This is a genomic window from Nocardia sp. NPDC046763 (genome assembly GCF_040645495.1).
In the GTDB taxonomy this organism is placed as follows: Bacteria; Actinomycetota; Actinomycetes; order Mycobacteriales; family Mycobacteriaceae; genus Nocardia.
Map to the genome: position 1 here is coordinate 1 of NZ_JBEYYI010000052.1, position 23,037 is coordinate 23,037.

Annotated in this window: 15 protein-coding genes and 1 pseudogene; 5 read left to right on the forward strand and 11 right to left on the reverse strand. The window is 65.5% G+C overall.

Features of this window, described 5'->3' with window-relative positions:
* The first annotated feature begins 60 nt into the window (after positions 1 to 60).
* On the forward strand, positions 61 to 10,425 hold the full coding sequence (locus ABZ909_RS41975; protein ID WP_357011707.1) for an amino acid adenylation domain-containing protein: 10,365 nt from the start codon (positions 61 to 63) through the stop codon (positions 10,423 to 10,425).
* A 114-nt stretch (positions 10,426 to 10,539) separates the two neighbouring features.
* Here the strand turns inward: ABZ909_RS41975 and ABZ909_RS41980 are convergent, their stop codons facing one another.
* On the reverse strand, positions 10,540 to 10,680 hold the full coding sequence (locus ABZ909_RS41980) for a hypothetical protein (protein ID WP_357011709.1): 141 nt from the start codon (positions 10,678 to 10,680) through the stop codon (positions 10,540 to 10,542).
* 1 nt (position 10,681) lies between these two features.
* Positions 10,682 to 11,263, reverse strand: coding sequence for an ADP-ribosyltransferase (locus ABZ909_RS41985; protein ID WP_357011711.1), 582 nt, complete (start codon positions 11,261 to 11,263; stop codon positions 10,682 to 10,684).
* Between the two features lie 375 nt (positions 11,264 to 11,638).
* Here ABZ909_RS41985 and ABZ909_RS41990 point away from each other — a divergent pair, with 375 nt between their 5' ends.
* From ABZ909_RS41990 to ABZ909_RS42000, 3 genes are all read left to right on the forward strand, one after another.
* The gene (locus ABZ909_RS41990) at positions 11,639 to 12,661 is read left to right on the forward strand and encodes a hypothetical protein (protein WP_357011713.1); all 1,023 of its coding nucleotides are present in this window, start codon (positions 11,639 to 11,641) and stop codon (positions 12,659 to 12,661) included.
* Positions 12,658 to 13,716, forward strand: coding sequence for a hypothetical protein (locus tag ABZ909_RS41995; protein ID WP_357011715.1), 1,059 nt, complete (start codon positions 12,658 to 12,660; stop codon positions 13,714 to 13,716). The genes ABZ909_RS41990 and ABZ909_RS41995 overlap by 4 nt, the downstream gene beginning before the upstream one ends.
* Before the next feature lie 157 nt (positions 13,717 to 13,873).
* On the forward strand, positions 13,874 to 14,341 hold the full coding sequence (locus ABZ909_RS42000) for a DUF6301 family protein (RefSeq protein ID WP_357011734.1): 468 nt from the start codon (positions 13,874 to 13,876) through the stop codon (positions 14,339 to 14,341).
* Between the two features lie 110 nt (positions 14,342 to 14,451).
* On the opposite strand, the gene ABZ909_RS42005 is transcribed toward ABZ909_RS42000, so the two are convergent.
* From ABZ909_RS42005 to ABZ909_RS42015, 3 genes are all read right to left on the reverse strand, one after another.
* The gene (locus ABZ909_RS42005) at positions 14,452 to 15,177 is read right to left on the reverse strand and encodes a hypothetical protein (protein ID WP_357011717.1); all 726 of its coding nucleotides are present in this window, start codon (positions 15,175 to 15,177) and stop codon (positions 14,452 to 14,454) included.
* 484 nt (positions 15,178 to 15,661) lie between these two features.
* Positions 15,662 to 15,811: a hypothetical protein gene (locus ABZ909_RS42010; RefSeq protein WP_357011719.1), complete on the reverse strand. Its 150-nt coding sequence runs from the start codon at positions 15,809 to 15,811 to the stop codon at positions 15,662 to 15,664.
* 477 nt (positions 15,812 to 16,288) lie between these two features.
* Positions 16,289 to 16,729, reverse strand: a complete 441-nt coding sequence (locus ABZ909_RS42015; RefSeq protein WP_357011721.1) for a MarR family winged helix-turn-helix transcriptional regulator — start codon at positions 16,727 to 16,729, stop codon at positions 16,289 to 16,291.
* A 63-nt stretch (positions 16,730 to 16,792) separates the two neighbouring features.
* Here ABZ909_RS42015 and ABZ909_RS42020 point away from each other — a divergent pair, with 63 nt between their 5' ends.
* Positions 16,793 to 17,329 carry a DUF1772 domain-containing protein gene (locus ABZ909_RS42020; protein ID WP_357011723.1) on the forward strand — a complete coding sequence of 179 codons (537 nt, stop codon included), beginning with the start codon at positions 16,793 to 16,795 and terminating at the stop codon, positions 17,327 to 17,329.
* Positions 17,330 to 17,383: 54 nt separating this feature from the next.
* Here the strand turns inward: ABZ909_RS42020 and ABZ909_RS42025 are convergent.
* From ABZ909_RS42025 to ABZ909_RS42050, 6 genes and pseudogenes are all read right to left on the reverse strand, one after another.
* Positions 17,384 to 18,019: pseudogene (locus ABZ909_RS42025) on the reverse strand (YcnI family protein).
* Between the two features lie 79 nt (positions 18,020 to 18,098).
* Positions 18,099 to 18,800, reverse strand: coding sequence for a hypothetical protein (locus ABZ909_RS42030; protein ID WP_357011725.1), 702 nt, complete (start codon positions 18,798 to 18,800; stop codon positions 18,099 to 18,101).
* Between the two features lie 76 nt (positions 18,801 to 18,876).
* Complete coding sequence (locus tag ABZ909_RS42035) at positions 18,877 to 19,299, reverse strand: copper resistance CopC family protein (protein WP_357011727.1); 423 nt, start codon at positions 19,297 to 19,299, stop codon at positions 18,877 to 18,879.
* 238 nt (positions 19,300 to 19,537) lie between these two features.
* Positions 19,538 to 21,709: a hypothetical protein gene (locus ABZ909_RS42040; protein ID WP_357011729.1), complete on the reverse strand. Its 2,172-nt coding sequence runs from the start codon at positions 21,707 to 21,709 to the stop codon at positions 19,538 to 19,540.
* On the reverse strand, positions 21,709 to 22,035 hold the full coding sequence (locus ABZ909_RS42045) for a hypothetical protein (RefSeq protein WP_357011731.1): 327 nt from the start codon (positions 22,033 to 22,035) through the stop codon (positions 21,709 to 21,711). The genes ABZ909_RS42040 and ABZ909_RS42045 overlap by 1 nt, the downstream gene beginning before the upstream one ends.
* The gene (locus ABZ909_RS42050; protein WP_357011732.1) at positions 22,025 to 22,411 is read right to left on the reverse strand and encodes a hypothetical protein; all 387 of its coding nucleotides are present in this window, start codon (positions 22,409 to 22,411) and stop codon (positions 22,025 to 22,027) included. Before ABZ909_RS42050 ends, ABZ909_RS42045 begins: the two co-directional genes overlap by 11 nt.
* Between the last annotated feature and the right edge of the window lie 626 nt (positions 22,412 to 23,037).

Below are 23,037 nucleotides of genomic sequence, written 5' to 3' on the forward strand. Positions count from 1 at the left end.
TCGCTGATCGCCACCCAGGTCACCGCCCGCCTCGGCGCGGCCCTGGACACACAGCTGGCGGTGCGCGACCTGTTCGAGGCGTCCACGGTCGCGGCACTGGCTACCCGTGTGGAGCGCAGGGCCGGATCCGGGGCGCGCCCGCGCCTGGTCGCCGGGGAACGGCCCGAGTTCATGCCGCTGGCTCCGGCGCAGCAGCGTTACTGGTTCCTCAACCAGTTCGACACCAGCATTTCAGCGGTCGACAACATTCCGGCGGCGGTCAGATTCACCGGTGGGCTGGACCGGGACGCTCTCGAGCAGGCCATCGGCGATGTCGTCTCCCGGCACGAGGTGCTGCGCACGATTTACCCACAGACGGCCGAGGGCCCGCACCAGGTGATCCTGCCCGTCTCGCAGGCAGGCGTGCCGCTGCCCGTGGAGGATGTGACCGAGGCCGAATTGCTCGGCAAGGTCATCGAATTCGCCATGACCACCTTCGACGTCACTGTCGAGGTGCCGCTGGCCGTCAAGCTCTTCCACATCACCGACAGCGAGAACACCGAACACGTCTTGGCTTTCACGGTGCACCACATCTCCGCGGACGGTGCGTCCATGGGACCGATGGCGCGGGATGTGATGGCTGCCTACCTTTCCCGGGTGAACGGTGATGCTCCGCAGTGGGCTCCTTTGGCGGTCCAGTACGCCGACTACGCGCTGTGGCAGCGCGAGGTGCTCGGCCGCGAGGACGACACGGAATCGCTGGCCGCCAAGCAGGTCTCGTACTGGACCCGGGCCCTGTCCGGGCTGCCGGACCAGCTGGAGCTGCCCACCGACAGGCCGCGTCCCCCGGCGCAGTCGTTCCACGGGAAGGCGCTGCGCTTCGACATCGACGCCGAACGCCACGCCAAGCTGCACGAGCTGGCGCGGGCCAACAACGCCTCGCTGTTCATGGTCGTGCACGCCGCCCTCGCGGTGCTGCTGGCCCGGCTCTCGGGCACCGACGACATCGCGGTCGGCACCCCGATCGCCGGACGTGGTGAGCGCGAACTCGACGACCTGATCGGAATGTTCGTCAACACCTTGGTGTTCCGCACCCAGGTTGACGGCAACGCCAGCTTCGCCGACCTGCTCTCCGAGGTCCGCGAACGTGACCTCGAGGCGTTCGCCAACGCCGACGTGCCGTTCGAGCGGCTGGTCGAGGTGCTCAACCCGGTCCGCTCCACCGCGCGCAACCCGCTGTTCCAGGTCGGTCTCTCGTTCCAGAACCTGGCCGAGACCGCCTTCGAACTGCCGAGCCTGCACGTGGCTCCGGTCGAATTCGATGTGCAACTGGCCAAGACCGACCTGCAGGTCACGGTCAGCGATATGTACGCCGAGGATGGCAGCCCGGCGGAGATCGTCATCGAATTCAGTTATGCCACCGACTTGTTCGACGAGTCGACCGTGTGGTCGTTCATCGACAGGTTCGCACGGGTGCTCGATGCCATCGTCACCGATGCTTCCGTCGCTGTCGGTGAGATCGACCTGCTCGACGCCGGTGAGCGCGCCCGGACACTGGTGGATCTCAACGACACCCGGCACGAGATCGAACCCGGACTGCTGCTCGACGGTTATCGCCGGGCGGTGGCGGAATTCCCGACACGGGTGGCGGTTTCGTTCGAGGGCCGGCAACTCACCTATTCCGAATTCGATGCTCGTGTGAACCAGGTGGCGCGCCTGCTCATCGCACAGGGTGTCGGTGCCGAGTCGTTGGTGGGCTTGGCGATGCGCCGCTCATTGGATCTCGCGGTCGGCATGTACGCGATCGTGACGGCAGGCGGCGCCTGGGTGGCATTGGATCCCGATCACCCGGCCGAACGTATCGCCTACATTCTCGAGACCGCACAACCGGCGTGTGTATTGACCACAACCGCTGATGCGGTCGTATTGCCCGACGAGATCCGGGCGCTGCACTTGGATACGGTTGCGCTCGACGAGTTCTCGGTCGAACCGGTGGCGGATGCGGAGTTGCGGAGACCGGTGCGCCCGGACAATCCGGCCTACGTGATCTTCACCTCGGGCTCGACGGGCCAGCCGAAGGGCGTGACGATCTCCCACGGTGCGATCCACAATCAGACGACCTGGATGCTCGCGCAGCACCCGATGAGCCCGCGCGATGTCTATCTCCAGAAAACGGCCACGACGTTCGACCTGTCGCTGTGGGGCTACTTCCTGCCGTTGCGCGCCGGTGCGACTCTGGTGATCGCTACACCCGATGGCCACCGCGATTTCGACTACATCGCTGAAACGATTGCCGCACAGGGTGTTACGGTCACGGACTTCGTGCCGTCCATGTTGTCGGTGTTCGCCGCGCATGCCCGGCCGGGTTCGATGCCGACCCTGCGTAAGGTGTTCGTGATCGGTGAGGCGTTGCCGCCGAAGACGGTCGATGCGGTATTGGCGCTGGGCCCGGCCATCGAGGTGCACAACCTGTACGGTCCGACCGAGGCGACGGTGTCGATCACCCATTGGTCTGCCGAGGGCGGCGATATTCAGACCGTTCCGATCGGTTTGCCGCAATGGAACAGCCGCGTGTACGTGCTGGATTCACGCCTGGGACCGGTTCCCGCCGGGGTGCCGGGTGAGCTGTATCTGGCTGGTGATCAGCTGGCTCGCGGTTATGCGGGACGGCCGGACCTGACCTCGGATCGTTTCGTGGCAAATCCGTTCGAGCCGGGTGAGCGCATGTACCGCACCGGTGATCTCGTGGTGTGGCGTACCGGGCCGGACCGCCTCGAGTACATCGGCCGCACCGACTTCCAAGTGAAATTCCGTGGACAGCGCATCGAGCTCGGCGAGATCGAGACCGTGCTTCTGGCCCAGCCTGCCGTCAGCCAGGTGGTCGCGGTGGTGGTGTCGAACGCCCTGGGTGACCAGCTGGTGGCCTATGTCGTGCCCGCCCCGGGTCACACCATCGACCAGCAGCAACTGCTCGCGGCGACGGCCGAGGCACTGCCGACCTACATGGTTCCGGGCGCGATTGTCACGCTGGATGCCTTCCCGCTCAACGCCAGTGGCAAGCTCGACCGGAAGGCGCTACCCGAACCGGTTTTCGCCCCCCGTGAGTTTCGGGCGCCTGTGGGCGAAGCCGAAATCGCCGTCGCCGAGGTTTTCGCCGCTGTACTCGGCGTGGAGAGTATCGGCGCGGACGACGACTTCTTCGCTCTCGGCGGCAACTCGCTGCTGGCGACCCAGCTCGCCGCGCGGATCGGCGCGGCCCTCGATACCCGGGTGCCGGTACGCGCCGTGTTCGAGGCGTCGACCGTCGCGGGCTTGGCTGCCAACATCGGGCAGCACGCCGGTACGGGAGACCGCAAGGCGCTCACCGCCGTCGAACGACCCGACAATATCCCGCTGGCACTCGCCCAGCAGCGCATGTGGTTCCTCAACCAGTTCGACACCACCTCCACCGCCTACAACGTGCCGGTCGCGGTGCGACTGACCGGGGCGCTGGACGAGGACGCGCTGCGTGCCGCGATCGCGGATGTGGTTGCCCGCCACGAGATTCTGCGCACCATCTACCCGCAGACCGAGAACGGGCCGGTACAGGTCATCCTGCCTCCGGCGCAGGCCGTGCCCGAGTTGCAGGTGCGCACCATGCCCACCGACGAGGTCTTGGGCGCGGTGATCGAGGTGATCTCCACGACTTTCGACGTCACCGTCGAGGTGCCGATCAAGGTGGCGCTGTTCAAGATCGAGGGCAGCGACGCTGCTCCGGCGGCCCCCGTCGTCGAGTCCGAGGCGGCCGCGCACGCGGCGGCCTACACCTTCGACTTCGCCGATATCGCCCCCACCGGGCAGTACCCGGCCGTGGGCCCGAACGCCCCGGTGAGCGCGGAATACGTGCTGGCCCTGGTGATCCATCACATTTCCGGTGACGGTTCCTCGGTGGCCCCGCTGACCCGCGACCTGATGACCGCTTACGCGGCGCGCTCGATCAAGCAGAAGCCGGGCTGGACGCCGCTTTCGGTGCAGTACGCCGACTACTCCATCTGGCAGCGCGAGCTGTTGGGCAGCGAGGACGACGCGGACTCGCTGGCCTCCAAGCAGGTCGCCTACTGGAAGCAGGCCCTGGCCGGGCTGCCCGATCAGCTGGACCTGCCGGCTGATCGGCCGCGTCCGGCGGTGCAGTCCTTCCACGGCGGCAAGATCGACATCCGGATCGAGGCCGAACTGCACACGGCGCTGGTCGAATTGGCCCGCACCGAGGGCGCGACGCTGTTCATGGTCGTGCACACCGCGCTCGCGGTGCTGCTGTCGCGCCTGTCGGGTTCCGACGACATCGCTATCGGCACCCCGATGGCCGGTCGTGGCGAGGCGGTCCTCGACGACCTGATCGGTATGTTCGTCAACACCTTGGTGTTCCGCACGCAGGTCGAGGGCGGTCAGCCGTTCGCCGAGCTGCTGGCGCGTCAGCGTGAGACCGACATCCAGGCCTACGCCAATGCCGACGTGCCGTTCGAGCGCCTGGTCGAGGTGCTCAACCCGGCGCGTTCGACCGCGCGGCATCCGCTGTTCCAGGTGGGTCTGTCGTTCCAGAACTTGACCCGCTCCACCCTGGAACTGCCGGGTCTGAGTGTGTCGGGTCTGGATGTGGACACTGAGCTGTCGCAGTTCGACCTGCACTTGATCGTGTCGGACATCTACTCCGAAAACGGTGCGGCTGAAGGCATTACCGGCATCTTGACTTATGCCACCGATATCTTCGACCGTGACACCGTGGCCGAGTTCGCGGACCGGTTCATCGGTCTGCTGCGCGAGATCGTGGCCGCCCCGCGCACCGCGGTCGGCGAGATCGAGCTGTTGGCCCCGGCCGAGCGCGCCGAGATCCTCGACGCCCGCAACGCGACCGCGCATCCGGTGGATTCGGCCGCGACGCTGGTCTCGATGCTGGACGCGACCGTGGCGGCCAAGCCGACCGCCATCGCGCTCATCGGGCCCGACGGCGAGACGCTGACCTACGCCGAACTCGGCGCACGGGTCAACCAGCTCGCGCGTGAGCTCATCGCCCGTGGCATCGGTGCGGAAGACCGTGTGGCCCTGGCCATGCGCCGCTCCGTGGACCTCGTGGTGGCCATGTACGCGGTCTCGGTCGCCGGTGCGGCCTACGTGCCGGTGGATCCGGATCAACCCGCCGAGCGCGTGGGCTACATCCTGGAGACCGCCGCCCCCGCGTGCGTGCTGACCACCGCACGTGACGGGTTCGAGCTGGACCAACCCCGTCACCCCGGCGCGCTTGCTGGCCGGGATCCACACGACGAGGCGTTGGATTCCGGAGAAAAGCACGCCGGAATGACGGAGGTCTTGCGCATCGATGAGCTGGATCTGTCCGGCTACTCGGTCACGCCGGTCACCAACGGCGAGCGAGTGCGTGGGCTGACTGCGGCCAACACCGCGTACGTCATCTTCACGTCCGGTTCCACCGGTCGTCCGAAGGGTGTGGCGCTGCCGCACGCGGCCATCGCCAACCAGTTGCAGTGGAAGACGGCCGAATTCGGGCTGGGCGCGGATGACGCGGTGCTGCTCAAGACCGCCGCGACGTTCGACCTCTCGGTGTGGGAGTTCTGGTCGGCCGCCGTGTCCGGTGGCCGCCTGGTGATCGCGGCGGCCGGCAGCCATCGGGATCCGGCGTACCTCAACGAGCTCATGGCCCGCGAGCGGGTCACCACGCTGCACGTGGTGCCGTCCATGCTCGACGCGCTGCTCACCGAATCCGAAGGGACGCTCAATAATTCGCTGCGCCGGGTGCTGGCCATCGGTGAGGCGCTGCCCGCCTCGGTGGCCCAGCGCTTCCGCGCGGGCAACCCGAACGCCTCGCTGTTCAACCTGTACGGCCCGACCGAAGCTGCGGTATCGGTCACCACGCACCTGGTGACCGATGCCGACTCCGGCTCGGTGTCCATCGGTGCGCCGGAATGGAACTCGCGCGTCTACGTCCTCGACGCCCGACTGAACCCGGTGCCTGATGGCGTGTCCGGTGAGCTGTATCTGGCCGGTACGCAGTTGGCGCGTGGTTACTTCGCGCGAGCGGATTTGACGGCGGATCGGTTCGTGGCCAACCCGTTCGCGGTCGGTGAGCGCATGTACCGCACCGGTGACCTGGTGGCCTGGAACGATGGTGAGCTGGAGTACCGGGGCCGCACCGACTTCCAGGTGAAGATCCGCGGCTTCCGCATCGAGCTCGGTGAGATCGAGACGGCGCTGCTGGCGCTGCCCGAGATCGCGCAGACCGCGGTGCTGGCCAAGCAGGACGCCAAGACCGGTGACCGGCTGGTCGCCTACCTGGTGCCGTCCGGCTCGGGTGTGGATGTGCCGCTGGTGAAATCGGCGCTCTCGGCCGCGTTGCCGTCCTACATGGTGCCGTCGGCGTTCGTAGTCCTGGAGGCCCTGCCGCTCAACGTGAACGGCAAGCTGGACCGCAAGGCGCTGCCCGAGCCCGAGTTCGAGACCACCGCCTTCCGCGCACCATCCACCCCGATCGAGAGGTCCATCGCGGAGGTGTTCACCGATGTGCTCGGTGTCGAGCGGCTGGGCGCGGACGACTCGTTCTTCGCGCTCGGCGGTGACTCGATCCTGTCGATTCAGCTGGTCTCGCGGGCCAAGGCGCGCGGCATCGTGTTCTCCCCGCGTGACGTGTTCGAACAGCGGACCGTCGCGGGGCTGGCCGAGGTCGCCAAGCTGGGCGGGGACACCACCCAGCAGAAGCTGGCGGAGCTGCCGGGCGGCGGGGTCGGCGACATTCCGCTGACACCGATCATGCACGCGATGCTGTCGAACAACCCTTCCTACGAACGGTTCTCGCAGATCATGCCGCTGCGACTGCCGGACGGGATCACACGTCCGGTGCTCGTGGGTGCCATCTCGGCGCTGTTCGACCACCACGACGTGCTGCGGTCGCAACTTCGCGGAAACGCTACGGAGGGCTTCGAATTCGAGGCGCTGCCGCAGGGTGCCGTCGATGTCGACGCGCTCGTGCACCGGGTCGAGCTGGCCGCGGACATCTCCGACGAGGAGCTGACCCGGGTCGGCAGCATCGAATTCGATGCCGCGCTCGGCCGACTGGATCCGGCGAACGCCGCCATGGTGCAGTTCGTCTGGTTCGCCTTCGCCCCCGAGGGTTCCGACGAGGCACGCGTCCGCCGCGACGTGCTGCTCATCGTCGCGCACCACATGGTGGTCGACGGCGTGTCCTGGCGCATCCTGATTCCGGACCTGGGCCTGGCCTGGTCGCAGGTGGCGCTCGAGCAGCCCATCGCGCTGCCCGAGACCGGCACCTCCATGCGACGCTGGGCACACGCCCTGGTCGAGGAATCCCGGTCCGAGGCGCGGGTCGCGGAACTGCCGTTCTGGCAGCGGGTCACCGAGACCCCGGATCCGCTGCTCGGGTCGCGGGCCTTCGATCCGGCCGTCGATACCTTCGCCACCGTCGAACGCATTGAGATCACCGTCCCGGCGAAGGTCACCGAAGCAGTGCTCACCGCAGTGCCCAGCCTCTACCGCGGCGGTGTCAACAATGGCCTACTGACGGCGCTGGCCATGGCCGTGGCGCGCTGGCGTGGACAAGCCACTGTCGGTTCGACGTTGATCAGGCTCGAAGACTCCGTCCGCGAACAGGAAATTGTTCCGGGTGCGGATCTTTCGCGCACCGTCGGCTGGTTCACCGCGGCCTTCCCGGTGCGGCTGGATCTGCCGGGGGTGAGCCTCGACGAGGCGTTCGCGGGCGGAAACGCCCTGGGCGAGGTCGTGAAATCGGTCAAGGAACAGCTCCTCGCCCTGCCCGACAAGGGTCTGGGCTGGGGTCTGCTGCGATACCTCAACCCCGAAACCTCCACGCAACTGCGCGATGTCGGCCAGATCAGCTTCAACTACCTGGGTCGCATGTCCGCGGGCGAGGTGCCCGAGGGCATGGCCGAGCTGGGCTGGGTGCCCGTCGACGACCTGGGTCGCCTCGATGGCGACATGGACGCCGACATGCCCGCCAACGCCACCCTCGACATCAATGCCATCGTCACCGACGGTGAGGACGGCCCGCAGCTGGGCGCGGCCTTCTCCTACCCGCGCGGGCTACTCGAGGCCGAACGTGTGCAGGAGTTCGCGGATCTGTTTGTGGCGGCGCTGACCGCGCTGGCCGAACACGCCGGGCGTCCGGAGGCGGGCGGCTTCACACCGTCTGACCTGCCGCTGGTGCAGGTCGCACAATCCGACATCGAGGTGTGGGAGCGCAGTTACCCCGCGCTGTCGGATGTGTGGCCGCTCTCGCCGCTACAGTCCGGGCTGGTATTCCACTCGTTGCTCTCCGAGAACACGGTGGACGTCTACACGATTCAGACTGCGCTCGATTTGAGCGGTGTGGTGGATGTGGATCGGCTGCGGGTGGCCGCACAGGCCATTGTCGATCGGTACCCGAGCCTGCGGACCGCGTTCGTCACCGACTCCGACGGACGACCCCACCAGCTGGTACTCGAACGTATCGAGGTGCCGTTCCGAGTCATCGATCTCTCGGCGATGGATCTGCCTGGATCCGGCCGCGTTTCCCACATGCGCCAGCTCATCGATCAGGACCGAGCAGATCAATTCGATCTGTCCACACCCCCGCTGATGCGATTCAACATGTTCAAGCTGGCCGAAGACCAGTGGCACCTGGTGATCACGACCCACCACATCCTGGTGGACGGCTGGTCGATGCCGCTGCTCATGCAGGACCTGCTGGTGCTGTACGCGGTGCATGGTGACGCTTCGGTGCTGCCTCGCGTGCCGTCGTTCCGCAACTACCTGGAATGGCTGGTCGAGCGGGACCGCGACGAATCGCTCGCGGCGTGGCAGCACGCCCTGGCCGGGGTCAGCGAGCCCACCCAGCTCGCGCCCGCCACCGGACGCGCCGAGAACTACGAAATCGGCCGCTACACAATGGATATCGACGCCGAGCGCACCCGCGCGCTCATCAAGCGCGCCGGGGAACTCAACGTCACGCTGAACACGCTGATCCAGACCTCCTGGGCGGTGCTGCTGGGACGGCTCACCGGGCGCAGCGACGTGGTGTTCGGCGCGACCGTGTCCGGTCGCCCCGCCGACCTGCCGGGCGTGGAATCCATGGTGGGTCTGTTCATCAACACGGTGCCGGTGCGCATCCGCGTCGATGACCAATTGAGCATCGAGGGCCTGCTGCAGCGGGTCCAGCGTGATCAGGCCGAGCTGCTCGAGCACCACCATGTCGGGCTCACCGAGATTCAGGGATTGGCCGGTGCCGGAGCCGAATTCGACACCATGGTGGGGTTCGAGTCCTATCCGGTCGACAAGGACGCGATCGCGGCGGCCAGCTCCATCGACGGCATGTCGGTCACCGGCGTGGGTATCGGCGACAACACCCACTACCCGATGTCACTGGTGATCGTGGCGGGCGAGACCATCGAGGTCGGAATGCGCTACCTCGTCAGCCGTTTCGCCGCCGAGGAGGTCGAGGTCCTGGCGGCCCGCTTCGGCCGGATCCTGGACGCGTTGCTCGGCGATCCCGACGGCCTGGTGGGCGACATCGAAATTCTCGCTGCCGGCGAACGAGAGCGAGTCTCCACCGTACGCTCCGGCTCTCAACCGGATTCGGCTGTGGAGGCGGCTCGGATCGGCACTGCCACAATGGCGAAAGCGCTGGCCGAGGCCGTCGGGGAGGACCCGCAGGCGCCTGCTCTGCTGTCCGACGGCCAGGAGATCGCCTACCACGTCCTGGACCGCCGCAGCTCCCAGCTGGCACGCCTGCTCATCGACCGCGGCGCGGGCCCCGGCGACATCGTCGCCGTAGCCCTCCCGCACACGGTCGACGCGGTCGTGGCGGTTTGGGCCATCCACAAGGCCGGCGCCGCGGTGTTGTTCGCGCACGGTATGTCGATCGACGAGATCCTCGCCGCGGGAGCCAGGTTCGGGATCGCCCAAGAAACTCCAGCCGATCCGGCGCACTGGCTGGTCCCCTCGGATCCCAATGTCCAGGCCGACCTGGCCGCCCGCCCGGCGCACCCGGTCTCCTACAGCGACCGGGTCCGTCCGCTGTCCGAATCCGATCCGACCTTCGTCTACCGCGACGACCAGGGCGCTTGGGCCGTCATGAGCCAGGCCGATGCTCTCGGCCGTGCGTCCGACCTGCGTACCGACAACGATGTCGACTACCTGTCTGCCACTTTCACCACCGCCACCACCGGCCTGACCGCCATTGATGAGTTCCTTGCCTCCGCCACTGCCGGCGCTCTTTCGGTCCTCCCGACCGGTGAGGTCGCTTCTGATCTGAAGGGCGGTGAGGTAACCCACTGGTTCGCGACCGCCACAGACCCGACCGAGATGGCGGACGAGAACATCCACATCATCACCGCCGAGGGGCCTCATGATGGCGGGCTGTCGTGCGAGGTTTCAGAGGTGGGATAAGGAATCGGGCACGTTGTGGCGCCTTGGCCGCAACGTGCCCTGGTTCTGAGCGTGATTCTGGGCTGTTTCTGTGGTGTCGGGGACACCTGTCGACCACGACCGGTCGGACAGAGGCTACTTGCCGTTCTCGCGGACCGGGGTGGGGCGACGGAACTTGATGCCCAGTTTCTGGGCTTCGCGGCGGATCCGCTCGCGCTCTTCAGGCGTCGTTTCTACGCGCTCGACACGCATCGTTTCCTGCGTCAAGGCTCCCACGTCACGCCTCCCTCACGAATCCCTGAATACGCCACATGCTACGCGCGTGGTCATTCGACACCACTTGCGATGTACGCCGCGCGTCGATGAGCAGCACTTCGCGCTCGGCCTTGATGGGTGCGAGCCGGCCGAGCCGCAGCGCCGGGGTGCCGGTGGGCACGATCAGATCCACGATCACCCCGGGCCGACGGCGTATCGACCGGGGTGGGTATTCCGAGCCGGAGGTCGACATGAATCCGCGGTGGAGGAATTGCTGCTCGACCAGATCTTGTGCGTCGTCTTCTTCCTCCGGTACACCGCGCAGCCCAAAACTCTCGGCCAGGGCTTCGCGGGTCACCCGCACCGGTTCGGGCACCGGAAACTTCGCCAAGCCGGATCGGATCAACGCTATGTTCCTGATCACCAGTGCCGTCATGGTGGCCTCGTCACCCCACAGCGCGGAGTTGATCTGCTCGAAGTGGTTGTACGCGTACGCACGCAGCGCTCGGGCCTCATCTGCGGTGAGCAGCGACAGATCCTGACCCGCGAGCGCGTTCTCCGCCAGCGGGGTCGTCCGGAACGGGTCATCCACGTCATCAACCACACGCGGATTGTTCCGTATCGCCACCTGAGCGCGCGGAGCACGGCCCCGATCAGACCGTGGATCGACCAATCCTGACGGACGAATGTCGAGCGGTCACCCGGTGCCGGTCCGTGCAACCTCCCGGACGGTGTCGGGCGGGCTCGCTAGGCTGCGGAGCGGGGTTGGCCGACCGGCGGCCTCAGGCTGCCCGGCGAGTGGATGGCTCCTTCGGCCGGGTGTGACAGCGAAGGGGCCGCGGCCGTGACTGTCGATCTCTTGGGAGAGGTTCCCGGGACTCGGCGAAGCTATGACTCCGCCTGGCGCCGCTTCGAAACTTGGTGTGCCGCAGAGGGTTACCACTCCTGCCCGGCCTCTCCGGACACTGTCGCACGCTATGTGGGGGACGCGGCCCGGGAGACCACCGACGGGCGGTATCGCTACAAATCCACCACCTTCGGGGTCTGGCTCGCCGCGATAGGTGACCGGCACCTGCGACAGCGACTACCCAGTCCGTGCACCGATCCGCTCGTGACCACGCTGATGGCCGAGATTCGTGAGCGTCGCGCCGCTGACGGTGAGTCGGCGCGCTCGACGCCGCCGTTGCTGGCCGCCGACCTGCGCGCGGTCGTGACGAGTATCGATGAGGGCGCGCACGGTTGGGTCGCGCAGGTCGCCGCACGACGCGATATCGCGTTGCTGGTGCTGGGTTTCAGCGGTGCGCTGCGGACCGGTGAGTTGGCTCGCCTCGCGGTGCGCGATGTCACCACGGTCGAGCGGCTCGACGAGCAATGGCTGGCGGTGCGGCTGGGCAAGCCGGGGTCGGGCCGGGGTGAGCCCGACTTCGTGTATCTGCCCAGGGGACTCACGTCGGCGCGGTGGTGTCCGTGGTGTGCCTACCTGCGGTGGCTGGCGGTGATCGCCGCCTACGATACGGCCGTCGACCGAGTGGTCAAGCGGGAGAAGGAACGCGAGTGCGACGGGGCGGTGGTGGACTGGACCGCGGTGCCGGTGACGGCAGCCGATGCCGGGGCACTGGCGGTAACGCGCCTGGTCCGCGGCGGCCCCGCCGCACCGGACGAGCATGTGTGCCATGGCTCCTGGCCCCGCGTACCGCAGATCACAGCCCCGCTGTTTCGATCGCTGCGCAATGGCACCCCTCGCGAGAAGCAGGCGCTGACAGGAGGATCCATCTCCCGGATGCTCAAACGCCGTGCGACCCAAGCCGGACTGGACACCGCCACGGTGGCGTCGTTGAGCGCGCACGCGATCCGGGCCGGGGCCGCGACCGAGGCGTTCGCCCGGGGCGCGAGCCTGGATGAGGTGATGGCGCTGACCCGGCACAAGTCGGCGGACGCTGTGCGCCGCTACGACCGAGCCTCGTCCGCCGGGACCACCGCGGCCGCACTGTTGCGGCTGTGACGACACCGTTCGAACCCGAACCGGGTGTGCCGCCGGATGATCGGCGGCCTCCCGTGGATCTGCCCGTGCGTTACCAACGCACCTGGGCGCTGTTCGCGCGCTGGTGCGCGGCCGCCGATCAGGTCGCCCTGCCCGCCACGGCGTTGACCGTGGCGGCCTTCCTCGACGATCACCCCGGCACCGTGGCCACGCACCGCACCCGGCTGTCCGCGATCAACCACGCCCACCGTGCGGCGGGCTTCGCGGCGCCCGGTCACGCCGCGGCCTTGCGTGACGCGCTCAACGCGCACCGGGCCCACCGGCGGGAACAGATCGCGGATCGGGTGAAATCCGTTGTGCCCCAACTACCCGTCTGGGGCTGGACCCGCGGCTTGTTCGGCCGCCGCAACGCCGCGCTGCTGGTGCTGGCAGCCACCGGTATGACCTATTCGCAGATCGCGGGATTGACCCAGCGTGAGCTGCGCTTCGGTGCGGACGACGCGGTCATCGGCGAGGGTCTGGCCACCGTCGTGTCCACCGACGAGCCTGGCTCCTGCCCGGTTTCGGTTCTGCGCCGCTGGGTGGAGGTGCTGCGTTTCGCGCCGCGGCCCGCAGGGCGCGGCATGCTCGAACATCATCTGAGCCATCGCAGCCTCCCGCAGGACGGGCTCGACCCCGCGCACGCCGACCTTCCGCTGTTCACCAGCTTCGATCGACGGGGATACACCCCGATGCACGACCACATCCCGGTATGGTTGCAGCCGCTGTCGGCCACCTCGATTGCCGCCATCGTCACCGCGCATCTGCGCGGCCCGTTGCCCGTCTATCGTCTGCATCCCACGGTCACGGCGGCCCCACCGGATCGGCCCGTGCCCGTGACCGAGCCGGTCGACCTCGCTGATACCTACGACGCCGGGGTCGCCGCCCGTCACCGAGATCATCAGCGGCTCAACGCCTTGGACGACCTGTGGGACGACTTCGACAGCCAAGCCGACAAGGTGGCGCGGATGCTCGCGCGGGCGCTGGCGATCGCCGACGACGCCCTCCCCGAGAGCAACCCTCGAAACGGGATCTGATCCTTCGAAAGCCTCCGATGGTGGGCGCTGTCCTGTCGGCTGTCAAAGCCTGCCAGGCCGATGTCAGCTCGAACCCGCAAGGTTGATCTCTCCCGATCCCGTCCATTACCGAAGGCATTGACCAACCTATGTACACCGACGTGGACACCGGGCCCAAATCGCGCATTATGCAGCCGAATTCGCCTGGACATGGAGTGTCGCCGACCTCACTACCTTCGGCTCGGCCATAGGACTACACCTCAACCGTCTTACCCGTAACAGCGCCACGTTCACCACCGACCACTCCAACGGTCGCACCGACGCCGACGCTTACTTCACCACCGACGGCACCCCCGAGCTGCAACGAATCTCCTACTTCACCACCGACATCACCGACCCCACCCACGCCGCCTCGCTGGTCGGCGTCTACACCGAACTCTCCGACCGAATTACGAGAGACCTCGGAGCACCCACCCGCAGAGAATCACAACCCCACTCGTATCTGCGCTGGGACCTACCCAACGTCATCCTCATCCTCACCGCCAGCGACCTCTCCATCGACATGGACATCCTCAACCCCAACTACAGAACCTGGCCCCGCAACCTCGACCTGGATACGTTCCGACCCGAAACCGAAGTTCCCTGAATCGCGAGCAACCCGGATGCCGGTGCAGGGCCCGTGCGGTCCTGTAGATGGCGGGCCCGCTGTCACCCCGGGCTGCCCGAACAGACAGGGGGTGAACGACCCAGCCACGATCATCTCCGTAGTAATGAAATATTGGCCTGGTGTCCCTGGTCCGACTTTGACGCCGCCAGAGCCAGAGGTATTGGCCGGCACGCATGCTGGCGCATGCCTGAGGCAACTGCTGCCACGGCTCCCGCGAAAGCGCTCGCGCCACTGAGTATTGCCGCCGAGTCAAGGCCCGCGCTCGCGACCTTACGACTGCCGGAATCCGGCCGATCATTTCCAAGAAACTGCTGGATCAGTCCGCTGAAGCCGCGGACTGGATGAATGTCTTCGGTCATGGCACGTAAATCCGGCGCCTTTCCGCTGAGGTACAGCAGATCGGCGAGAACGAAAATCGCGGTAGCAACTGCGGAGGCCATTACCAGATACGAGAGAGCGCTGCTGTGGATTCGTATGTAAATCACGACTGCAGCGACAGTCACCACCGAGGCGAGGACCGCCAATACGGCCCAGGTGCCGCCTATGTCTGCTTCGTAATACCCGCCGGTCGCCCAGTTGATGCGACGATCGCTGACGCCGTCGATTCGGCCGAAAGCATCCGACTTCAAACTCCCGGTCGGCCCCGAGGCTGACAGCCAGGGCTGGAACAATAGGGCAATCGTGATCAAGCCCGAGACCGCCGCGCCCAAGTGCCCCATAACGGCTGGAGCGGATGAATTGTCCTCTGCTACGAGAGCTGTGCGCCGGTTGTCTCGTACATCCCCGAGTTCTTGTTCGACATTCTTGTCCGGCACACGCAAAATTGTTGAATGAGTCATTTTCCCAGCTGCTGCGGTCGGCGGTGCCGCATATTAGGTCCCTGGTCACATGAGACGGGGGTTTCCATCTATGACACCGCAATTCCGAAGGCTATTTCGGAAGGCGAATGGTGATCACAATGGGCAGCATCGGCCATCGACCGAATTCAGATTAATCCGAAGTTCACGCAGGAAGCAATGTGACTACGATTGCAGCGAGATTTTGACCACAGTATGGTTCTGGTATTTCGGAGCAGGCTTTCGCGGCATTCCGCGAGTCGGGCCGATCTTGCAGGTTTCGACGTGCTGATATCCCATTGGGCTCGCGCGAGCTCGTGATAGTTGGCTTCGTACGCTGTGACACGGCCGACTGCCCCGATCCGGGCGAAGATATCCGACCGCTATTCCCACCAGTGGTCAGCACGTGTATGTCATCTATTATCTGCGAATTTCACTCTTTAACCGAATACCGCAGCGGCCTTCACACCCGCAGGTAACCCACCTCGGTGCCGTCCGGGGTTGTGAACGGCGTCCGCGCCGAACCCTTGCCGTCCGGGCCGCCGACGTCATCGCGGTGCTCGACGAGATGGGCGTCGATCGCGGCAATGATGTCCGACGGGCGTTCGCCCACACCGATCGAGCGTGTCTCCGCGCGATGGTTGTGGCGCGGATCGACCCCATTGGATCGGGTTCCCCTGGCGCGGTCAGTGCAACTGGTCACCTAAAACGTTTGGTTTGTTGCGTCAAAATGCGACGAAATATTACGTAACGAAACCTTGAAGAAGCGAGTTGAACCATTGAGTTCTGACCTCCGATAACTGAACCTTATCGGAGGTCAGAGGGAGGAGGGGATCGCCGGCGCTGTCCGAAACCCAAGCGTCACAGGCAAGTTCAGTGGACACCCCGAAAAGTGGGGCGATGCGCATCGGCTGTCGTCAGTGACGAAAGCGGCCAGGCCCTCGGACCCCTGGTACTGCGGCGATATGCACCGGGGGTCTCACTGAAACCAGGATCCTGCTCTGGCGCAGGCGATCCCGGCCCAGCCCCGAACGCGCCATCCTGGCCCGAAGGTCGATGCGGTTACCTCATATCGCGAGGCCCCGGTAGGTCAGTCCGCCGACGTATCGACGATCCGGGACAGTAGGTCCGATAGTGCGGCTACCTGTTCTACGTCCAGGTTGCCGAAAACGGACTGGGTCGCGACGGTGGAGAGGAGCTTCGCCTCGGCCAGCGCTGTCCGGCCGGCGGGTGTGAGCGTCAAGTCGTAGACGCGACGGTCGGTGGCCGACTGTGAGCGCTCCAGGTAGCCCCGGTGGTCCAGGTCGTCGACCGTGCGCACCATTCCCGCCTTGTCGCTGCCCAGTGCCGCGATCAGGTCCTTCTGAGTGGACACCCCATGTCGCTCCAGGGTGAGCAACACACCGAAATGTCTGCCGGACAACGACATCGGGGCCAGTGCGCTGGCCAGCTCCATGGCCGCGCGTCGATGCGCCTGCCGCAGCAGCAGGCCGAGCTGAGCGAGGTTCGCCGACGATTCGGGGGGTTGCATGACGCCCACTCTATGATAGATTCAAATGAAACTGATTCAAATGAATCTATTTGGAGGAACGTCATGATCCGCTCGACCGTCGCCCGCCTGATCATCCGCAACACCGCCTTGGTCAGCACCGGGGTTCTGGCCGGAGCCTTCACCTACGCGAGGATCGCGGTCTCCCCGACTTTCCGTGCGGTCCCCATGGACGTGCACCTGACCTTCCGTGTGGCATTGATGGCCATGAACGCCCCCTTCATGCAGGCTCTGATGGGTCTGGGGGCGGTCACTAGCATTGCCTTCGCCTTCGCTTCCGACGGCCGTGCGCGTATCGTCGCCGCCCTTGCCGGACTCTCGGCCCTCACCAGCTTGCTGGTTACTCGCTTCGGCAATGTCCCCATCAACGAGCGCATCAAGACCTGGCATATCGGCTCTCTGCCCGCGAATTACGAAGCCCAGCTGAACCGTTGGGAGACCTTCCATGACATCCGCACTGTCGCAGCTGTTCTCGCCTTTATCCTTCTGCTGACCGCGGTTGAATTGGCGAACAGGGGAGCGCGGGCAGGTGTCGCTGCACTCTCTTCCGAGCGGAATGTGCTGGAAAACGCCACGAACTGAATCGGTGCCCAGGCGGCCGACACGTCGATCACGGACTCGTCCTCGCGAACGAGGTCAGCTTCTGCGACGCATACCGGGGACGATACTGGCGCTCAGGGCGAGCCTGCCCAGTGCGACGCCGATGCCGCCGAGCCAGCGGGCTGTCGTGTCCGAAGAGGTCGCGGTGGCCCGGGTATCGGGGTGGTCGGATCCTTTGGGGGCCAGTTCCAGTGTGGGGACCGGGCGTTCGGGTTCGGTGCCGTCGGCGGTGGGCGGCTGGTCCCACTTGACGACTTCGCCGTCGGCATAGGTCTGGGTCGCGGGGAAGGTGACTTCGTCCTAGTCGGGTAGATCGTCGACGAGGACCTGGAATTGAGCGAAATTGCCCGGGCCGATGCCCGCGCCGGGGGCGGCGGTCCAGGTGACGGCGGTGATCTTGCCGCCGGAATCCTTGGTGACCGTGGATTTCCAGCCGGGAATCGCTTGGGTGTCGACAGCGAGCAAGGCGGGGAACTGGACGGTCAGGGCGGTGGTGGCGCTGTTGGTGTCGGATTCGTTGGGGACGCAGAAGGTGAGGACGGCGTCGCCTGTCCGGGTGGCGTCGGGTGCCGAGACTTCGACGTGTGCCGAGGCCGCGCCCGCACCGGCGAGCAGGGCGGCGGCGCTGATCGCGGCGGTCAGGACGCCGCGGGACAAAGGGGTGAGAGCCATGGCGGAATTCCGTTCGAGCTGAACCGGATCGGTGTCCGGTCCCGAGTGTCCCGCCCGGTGGGACACTCGGGACACGAAATCACTTTCCGGCGCTGTCGAGGGTGTTCACCATCTCGATGAGGCTGACCACGGTCACCGGCACGCCGACGGCGAGGGTGCCGATGGCGGTGCCCAGGCCCGCTCCGATGCCCGCGCCCGCGATGCAGCCGCCGGGCGCGCCGATCAGGAACGCGGGCGGCATCAGTTCGGTGCCGACCACGGCTCCGGCGACGCAGCCGCCGACGAGTCCGATTGCCGCGCCGACCATTCCGCCGATGGCGGTGGCAATGCCGATCTGGTTGGCCGCGACTCCGATCGCGTCGTTGAGGTCGTCCTGGGAGAAGATCGGCTTCGCCTCGGGGGTGGGGGTGGCGGCGATGGCCTCGGCGGGGTTGGTGGACGGGGTGAGGGTGACGGTGCGGCCGTCGGCGTCGACCTGGGCGGCGATCGGCCAGTCCTTCTGGTCGAGGCGGTAGGTCAGCGGCATGCCGACGACGAGGTTGCCGGTGGGGTCGAGAACCTCGAACTGGGTGCCGCGCACATTGATCCGGCCCGCGTCGGTGCGCAGCACGACGGAGTGGTCGACCACGTTGGCGGTGTAGTGGATGCCCGGGGCGACGTCGGTGCTGACGGTGGAGCCCGGCTTCTGCGCGGGAACGTCCGCAGCGGCCGTGCCGGTGGTGATGGCCAGGGCCGCGATGGCGAGGGCAGCGGTGGTGGTGAACTTGTTCAGGGTCTTCATCAGGAGGTGTCCTTCCTCGCGAAGAGTGGTTCGCGAGACGTAAGCCAAAAGGGTGTGAGGTTTTTCGGTGAGCGGACTACTGCTGCGGCGCAGCGGGATCGCCGACCGGGGCCACGGTGAAGGTGCGCTGGCCCTCGATGCGGTGGCCGTCCTTGGAGGTCACGGTGAAGTGGGTGGTGTACACGCCGGCCGGACCCTGCGGCACCAGGTCGATGGACAGGGCGCGGCCATCGACGTGGACGTCACCTGCAGACCAGGTGCCGCCGTCGGGTCCGGTCACCGAGACGTCGGGGTCGTCGACCTTCTCGTTGAACGTCATGCTCACCTGCGGCGGTTCGACCGGCAGCACTTCGCCGTCGGCGGGTTCGGCGTGGGTGATGTGGGCGTGGGCGTCGGCCACACCGGTGCTCAGCACCAGCAGTCCGGTCAATGCCGTGGCTGCCATGGTGAATACCGAGCGCAGCCCTCGAGCGGGCAGCGCGAATTTCTTGCTCGACAAAGCATGTCCTTTCCACCCGTGGACCGAACCGGTCTACGGGCAGCACGAATTCGTCATCAGCGCAGCACAGAATGAACGCCGGTATTCGAATGCTCGAACTCCGCGATGACGGAAGTGTCATGCAGAATTGAATTACCGTATCCGGGTACGAGTGAAAATCTCACAACTCGGTCTTCTGCTGCGCGCGGTCTGGTGGCATCGATCAAAAGCTCGGCGCGACTCTCGGCCGTCCACCTCCTCAGGTGGAGAGTGTGTCGGGGGGAGTCACCGCGGGGGGAGTCGCTGGCTGGGTGGTGGTCAGGTCGGTGCCGGTGGGGCGGAAGAAGCCCTGGAACGTGCCGAGGTCTCCGAGCCCGGCGTCCGGGGGATTCTCGGCATCGGGCAGCAGCCACGTGGTCTTGTTCAAGAGGATCTTGCGGACACCGTTCTCCACGACCACCAATGCCGTGCGGTTACCCCACTGCGCCACATCACCGGTAAGGAGCTTCGTGTGTTGATCCTCAGGAAGGTGGGGGGGCTCGTCCACGTGCACCCACGGGCTGCTCGGTGTGTTCTCACCCGGCGTCCCGACGTACGCCTCGCGGGCGTCACTGTTGGGATAGTTCTGCTCGTGGGTCACCGCGTCGTGCACGACCGAGGTCACCTGCTGGGTCACGCCGTCGATCGTCAGGGGGACCCCCGGCTTCGCTCCGGGTACCGCGGGCGGCGTCTTGGGATCGCCGATAGCGGTGACGGCGGGAGCATTGGTGGTTGCCGGGGTGGTCACAGTTGCCGGTTGGGCGGTCGTAGGCTGCTGTCCCGGGTACTGGTTCTGCCCGGAGTTGGGGCCGGTATTGCCGTAGGGACTGCCAAAACCGTTGTGGTTTGGACTGAACGCGTTCGATAGCGCCAAGGCCGGCAAGATGTCATTCATGGAATTCGAGCTCTGTGAAGCCCCGCCGCCGGTGCTCACTGCGGGTGAGGCGTTGGCCGCGGTGTTTCCGATCCCCGTCTGATCGCCAGCGGTCGTGGTGGTCGCGGGGGTGGCGGTCACACCCTGGTCGGCGGTCGTGCTGGCATTCTGATCACCATTGACCGGCGTGAGGCCGTCCGTACTGGTGGCCAATGTCGTGCCGGTATCGGTACCGGTTTTGGTGTCGGTGCCGGTTTTGGTGTCGGTGCCGGTTTTGGTGTCGGTGCCGGTACCGGTTTTGGTGCCGGTGCCGGTGTCGGTGCCGGTTTTGGTGGTGGTGGTTGTGATGCCGGTGTCGGTGGTGGTGCCAGTTTTGGTGCCGGTTTTGCGGGTGGTTGTGGTGGTGCCGGTGTCGGTGGTGGTGCCGGTGTCGGTGGTGGTTGTGGTTGTGGTTGTGGTGCCAGTGTCCGTGCCAGTTTTGATGGGTGGGGTGTACTGGAACTTTTGGGCCGCCTCCGCGTATTTAGCATCCCAGGCGGCGAGGGCGTTTTCGAGGGGGCCGATGTAATAGCGTTGTTCGGCGTCGGGGGTCAGGACAAATTCGTTGGAGTAAGGGTTCTTGGGGTCGGTGACCCTCTGGTATACGGGGTCGATCTGGATGTGGTCTACGGGGACCTGCATGTTATAGGTTGCATTGCCGCCCGTTTGTTCCATGACCTGGTTGAAGTCGTGCCCTATAGTCAGCGGATCGTACTTCGGCTCGTACCGGAGTCGGAGGTTGAGCCCGTCCTTGATCTCGACCAGATCCTTGAACAATTTGTCACCCGTCACCGCGGCGTCGTACGCGGTGCTCGCAAGGGCCGCATGTATCTGCATATAAGCAGCTTGCTGGTCCGCCAGCTGTTTATTCAGGTCAGTATTCGCATCTCTGATTTTCGACCAGCCGGTCGCATCCTGACCCTTCAACCCGAAGAGTTCCAGGTCGAGCTTGGGGTGCTCCTGGGGGCTGCGGTGCCCGAGCGTTTTCAGGTCCCACGTCATCACCCACTCAGTGTCCTTCAGCAGGGTGTCCAATTGCGATAATGGTTTGCATCCCTTCGGCCTATAGAGCTTGACATTCGCTGAATCTGAATCATTACCGCCGCCGGACGATACCCAACCATATGTGTCGAACTGCGGGCCAGCTATTAAATCGCAATAAGCATCGACGGCGTGGTTCTTGACCGCTGCTATAAAATCCTTATACTTGGGGTCATCGCCGAGATGGTTTCGGTCCGCGGCATCGACAAAATCTTGTTTGAAATCGGTAAAAAGACCATCGTCCGAAAAGTTCCAGTCATTGAGCTTTTTCCAGACCTCTTTTAGCTCTGCTGGACTCAGAGCCGTCATTCTCTGGAGGGCATCCTTGATCTGGTTGTCGGTGAATCCATAGTTTGAGTCAAGGGTCCCCCAGATGCCTTGGGGCTCCCAGCTTGTCCTGATGCGACTAACGGCGTCATCGACCGCCGCGTCGCTCATCAGGCGTTCCTCTGGCTGCTGGTTTCATCGAGGCCCGCCGATGTCTGCAACACATCGGTTTCCTCGAGGCGGTTGGCCCCGTCGAGTAAGCAATCGCTCCCATGCTCGTAACCGGCGGCTATCGTATCTTGGGCCCCCTGGTAAATCTTGGTCCACCCGTCGAACAGGCAGGCCTTTACTGGCGCCTGGAGGGTTCCGTTGCATTCAAGGAATGTATCGAAATAGGTATGCGGAAATTCGAGTTCCCGGAATCGTGCTGCGGCTGCAGCTTGAGACGAAGCGATGCTGCGAAACTCATCCGGATGGGCGTCTAGATTATCCGACATTTTCGTCTGCTTTCTTCTGTTGGCTGCTCGCCGGATCGGGGTGCAATTCCCATACGACCTCCTCGAGCGGGCGAGGCAAGCGGGCCGGGTCGCTCATTACGAGGGTGTATTGCCGCTTGGCGTCCTCGGTGCTTTCGACGATGGCCGCCGTGATCTCGGCGGCCAGTTCCTGGTTGTCGAACCGATCGCAGGTTCCGGGCGCTAGGTACAGGTCCCGGAGTCGTCCGCGCACATCGACCTCGGGAATGACCAGGCCACTCGGGGATGGACGCCGTGCCACGATCGCATCGGCCTGTTCCCGCACTTCGGCGATGCGATGCCGCAATTCCCGCCTCATGCTGAACCCGGCCTGCACGTCGGGATGGAGCTCTCTCATCGGTCCTCACTCGTCGGTGGTCGGCTCGGACAGACGCGTTCTGTTGCGAGGAAGAAGGTCGCGACGGTGGGCCGGCTGATCAGCCCCGACACCATTTCGCTACCGCCGTCGCCGCCGCCGACCGTCCCCGCGGAACTGTTGCGCTGTCCATCGCCCGAGCCGCCCGGTCCTGCCATCTGCCGGTTGTGAGTGACCCTCGCGTGCACCGTGTTCAGGTCGGCGACGCTGCGATGGATCCGGGGTTACCGTGGTGGAGTGGGATGAATCTGGAAAGAACGGATCCGGAGTTGTCGCCCTATCCACCATCATGTCCGTCGGCACCGCCTTCCATTTGATCTAGCCTTCATTGTCGGCTGTTCCCGTTGCTGGGAACGGGGTGGTGCGCGCTTTCGGGCATAGTTGAGATGCACTGTGTCGCATAGATGCTGAGGGGTCCAGAATCCAGGCGTCCGGGCTGACGTGGACTCGATTACACACTGCAGGACCACCAACCCCATTGCCGCTATGCCGGGACGACGACACCCCAGGACAACCGACCGAACCGCTTGACTGTGATGATGACCTTGGTGACGTTTCGGTGGGTCTGACTCTCCGCTTGACTGACGTCTTCGACTGTCCCCTTTGTG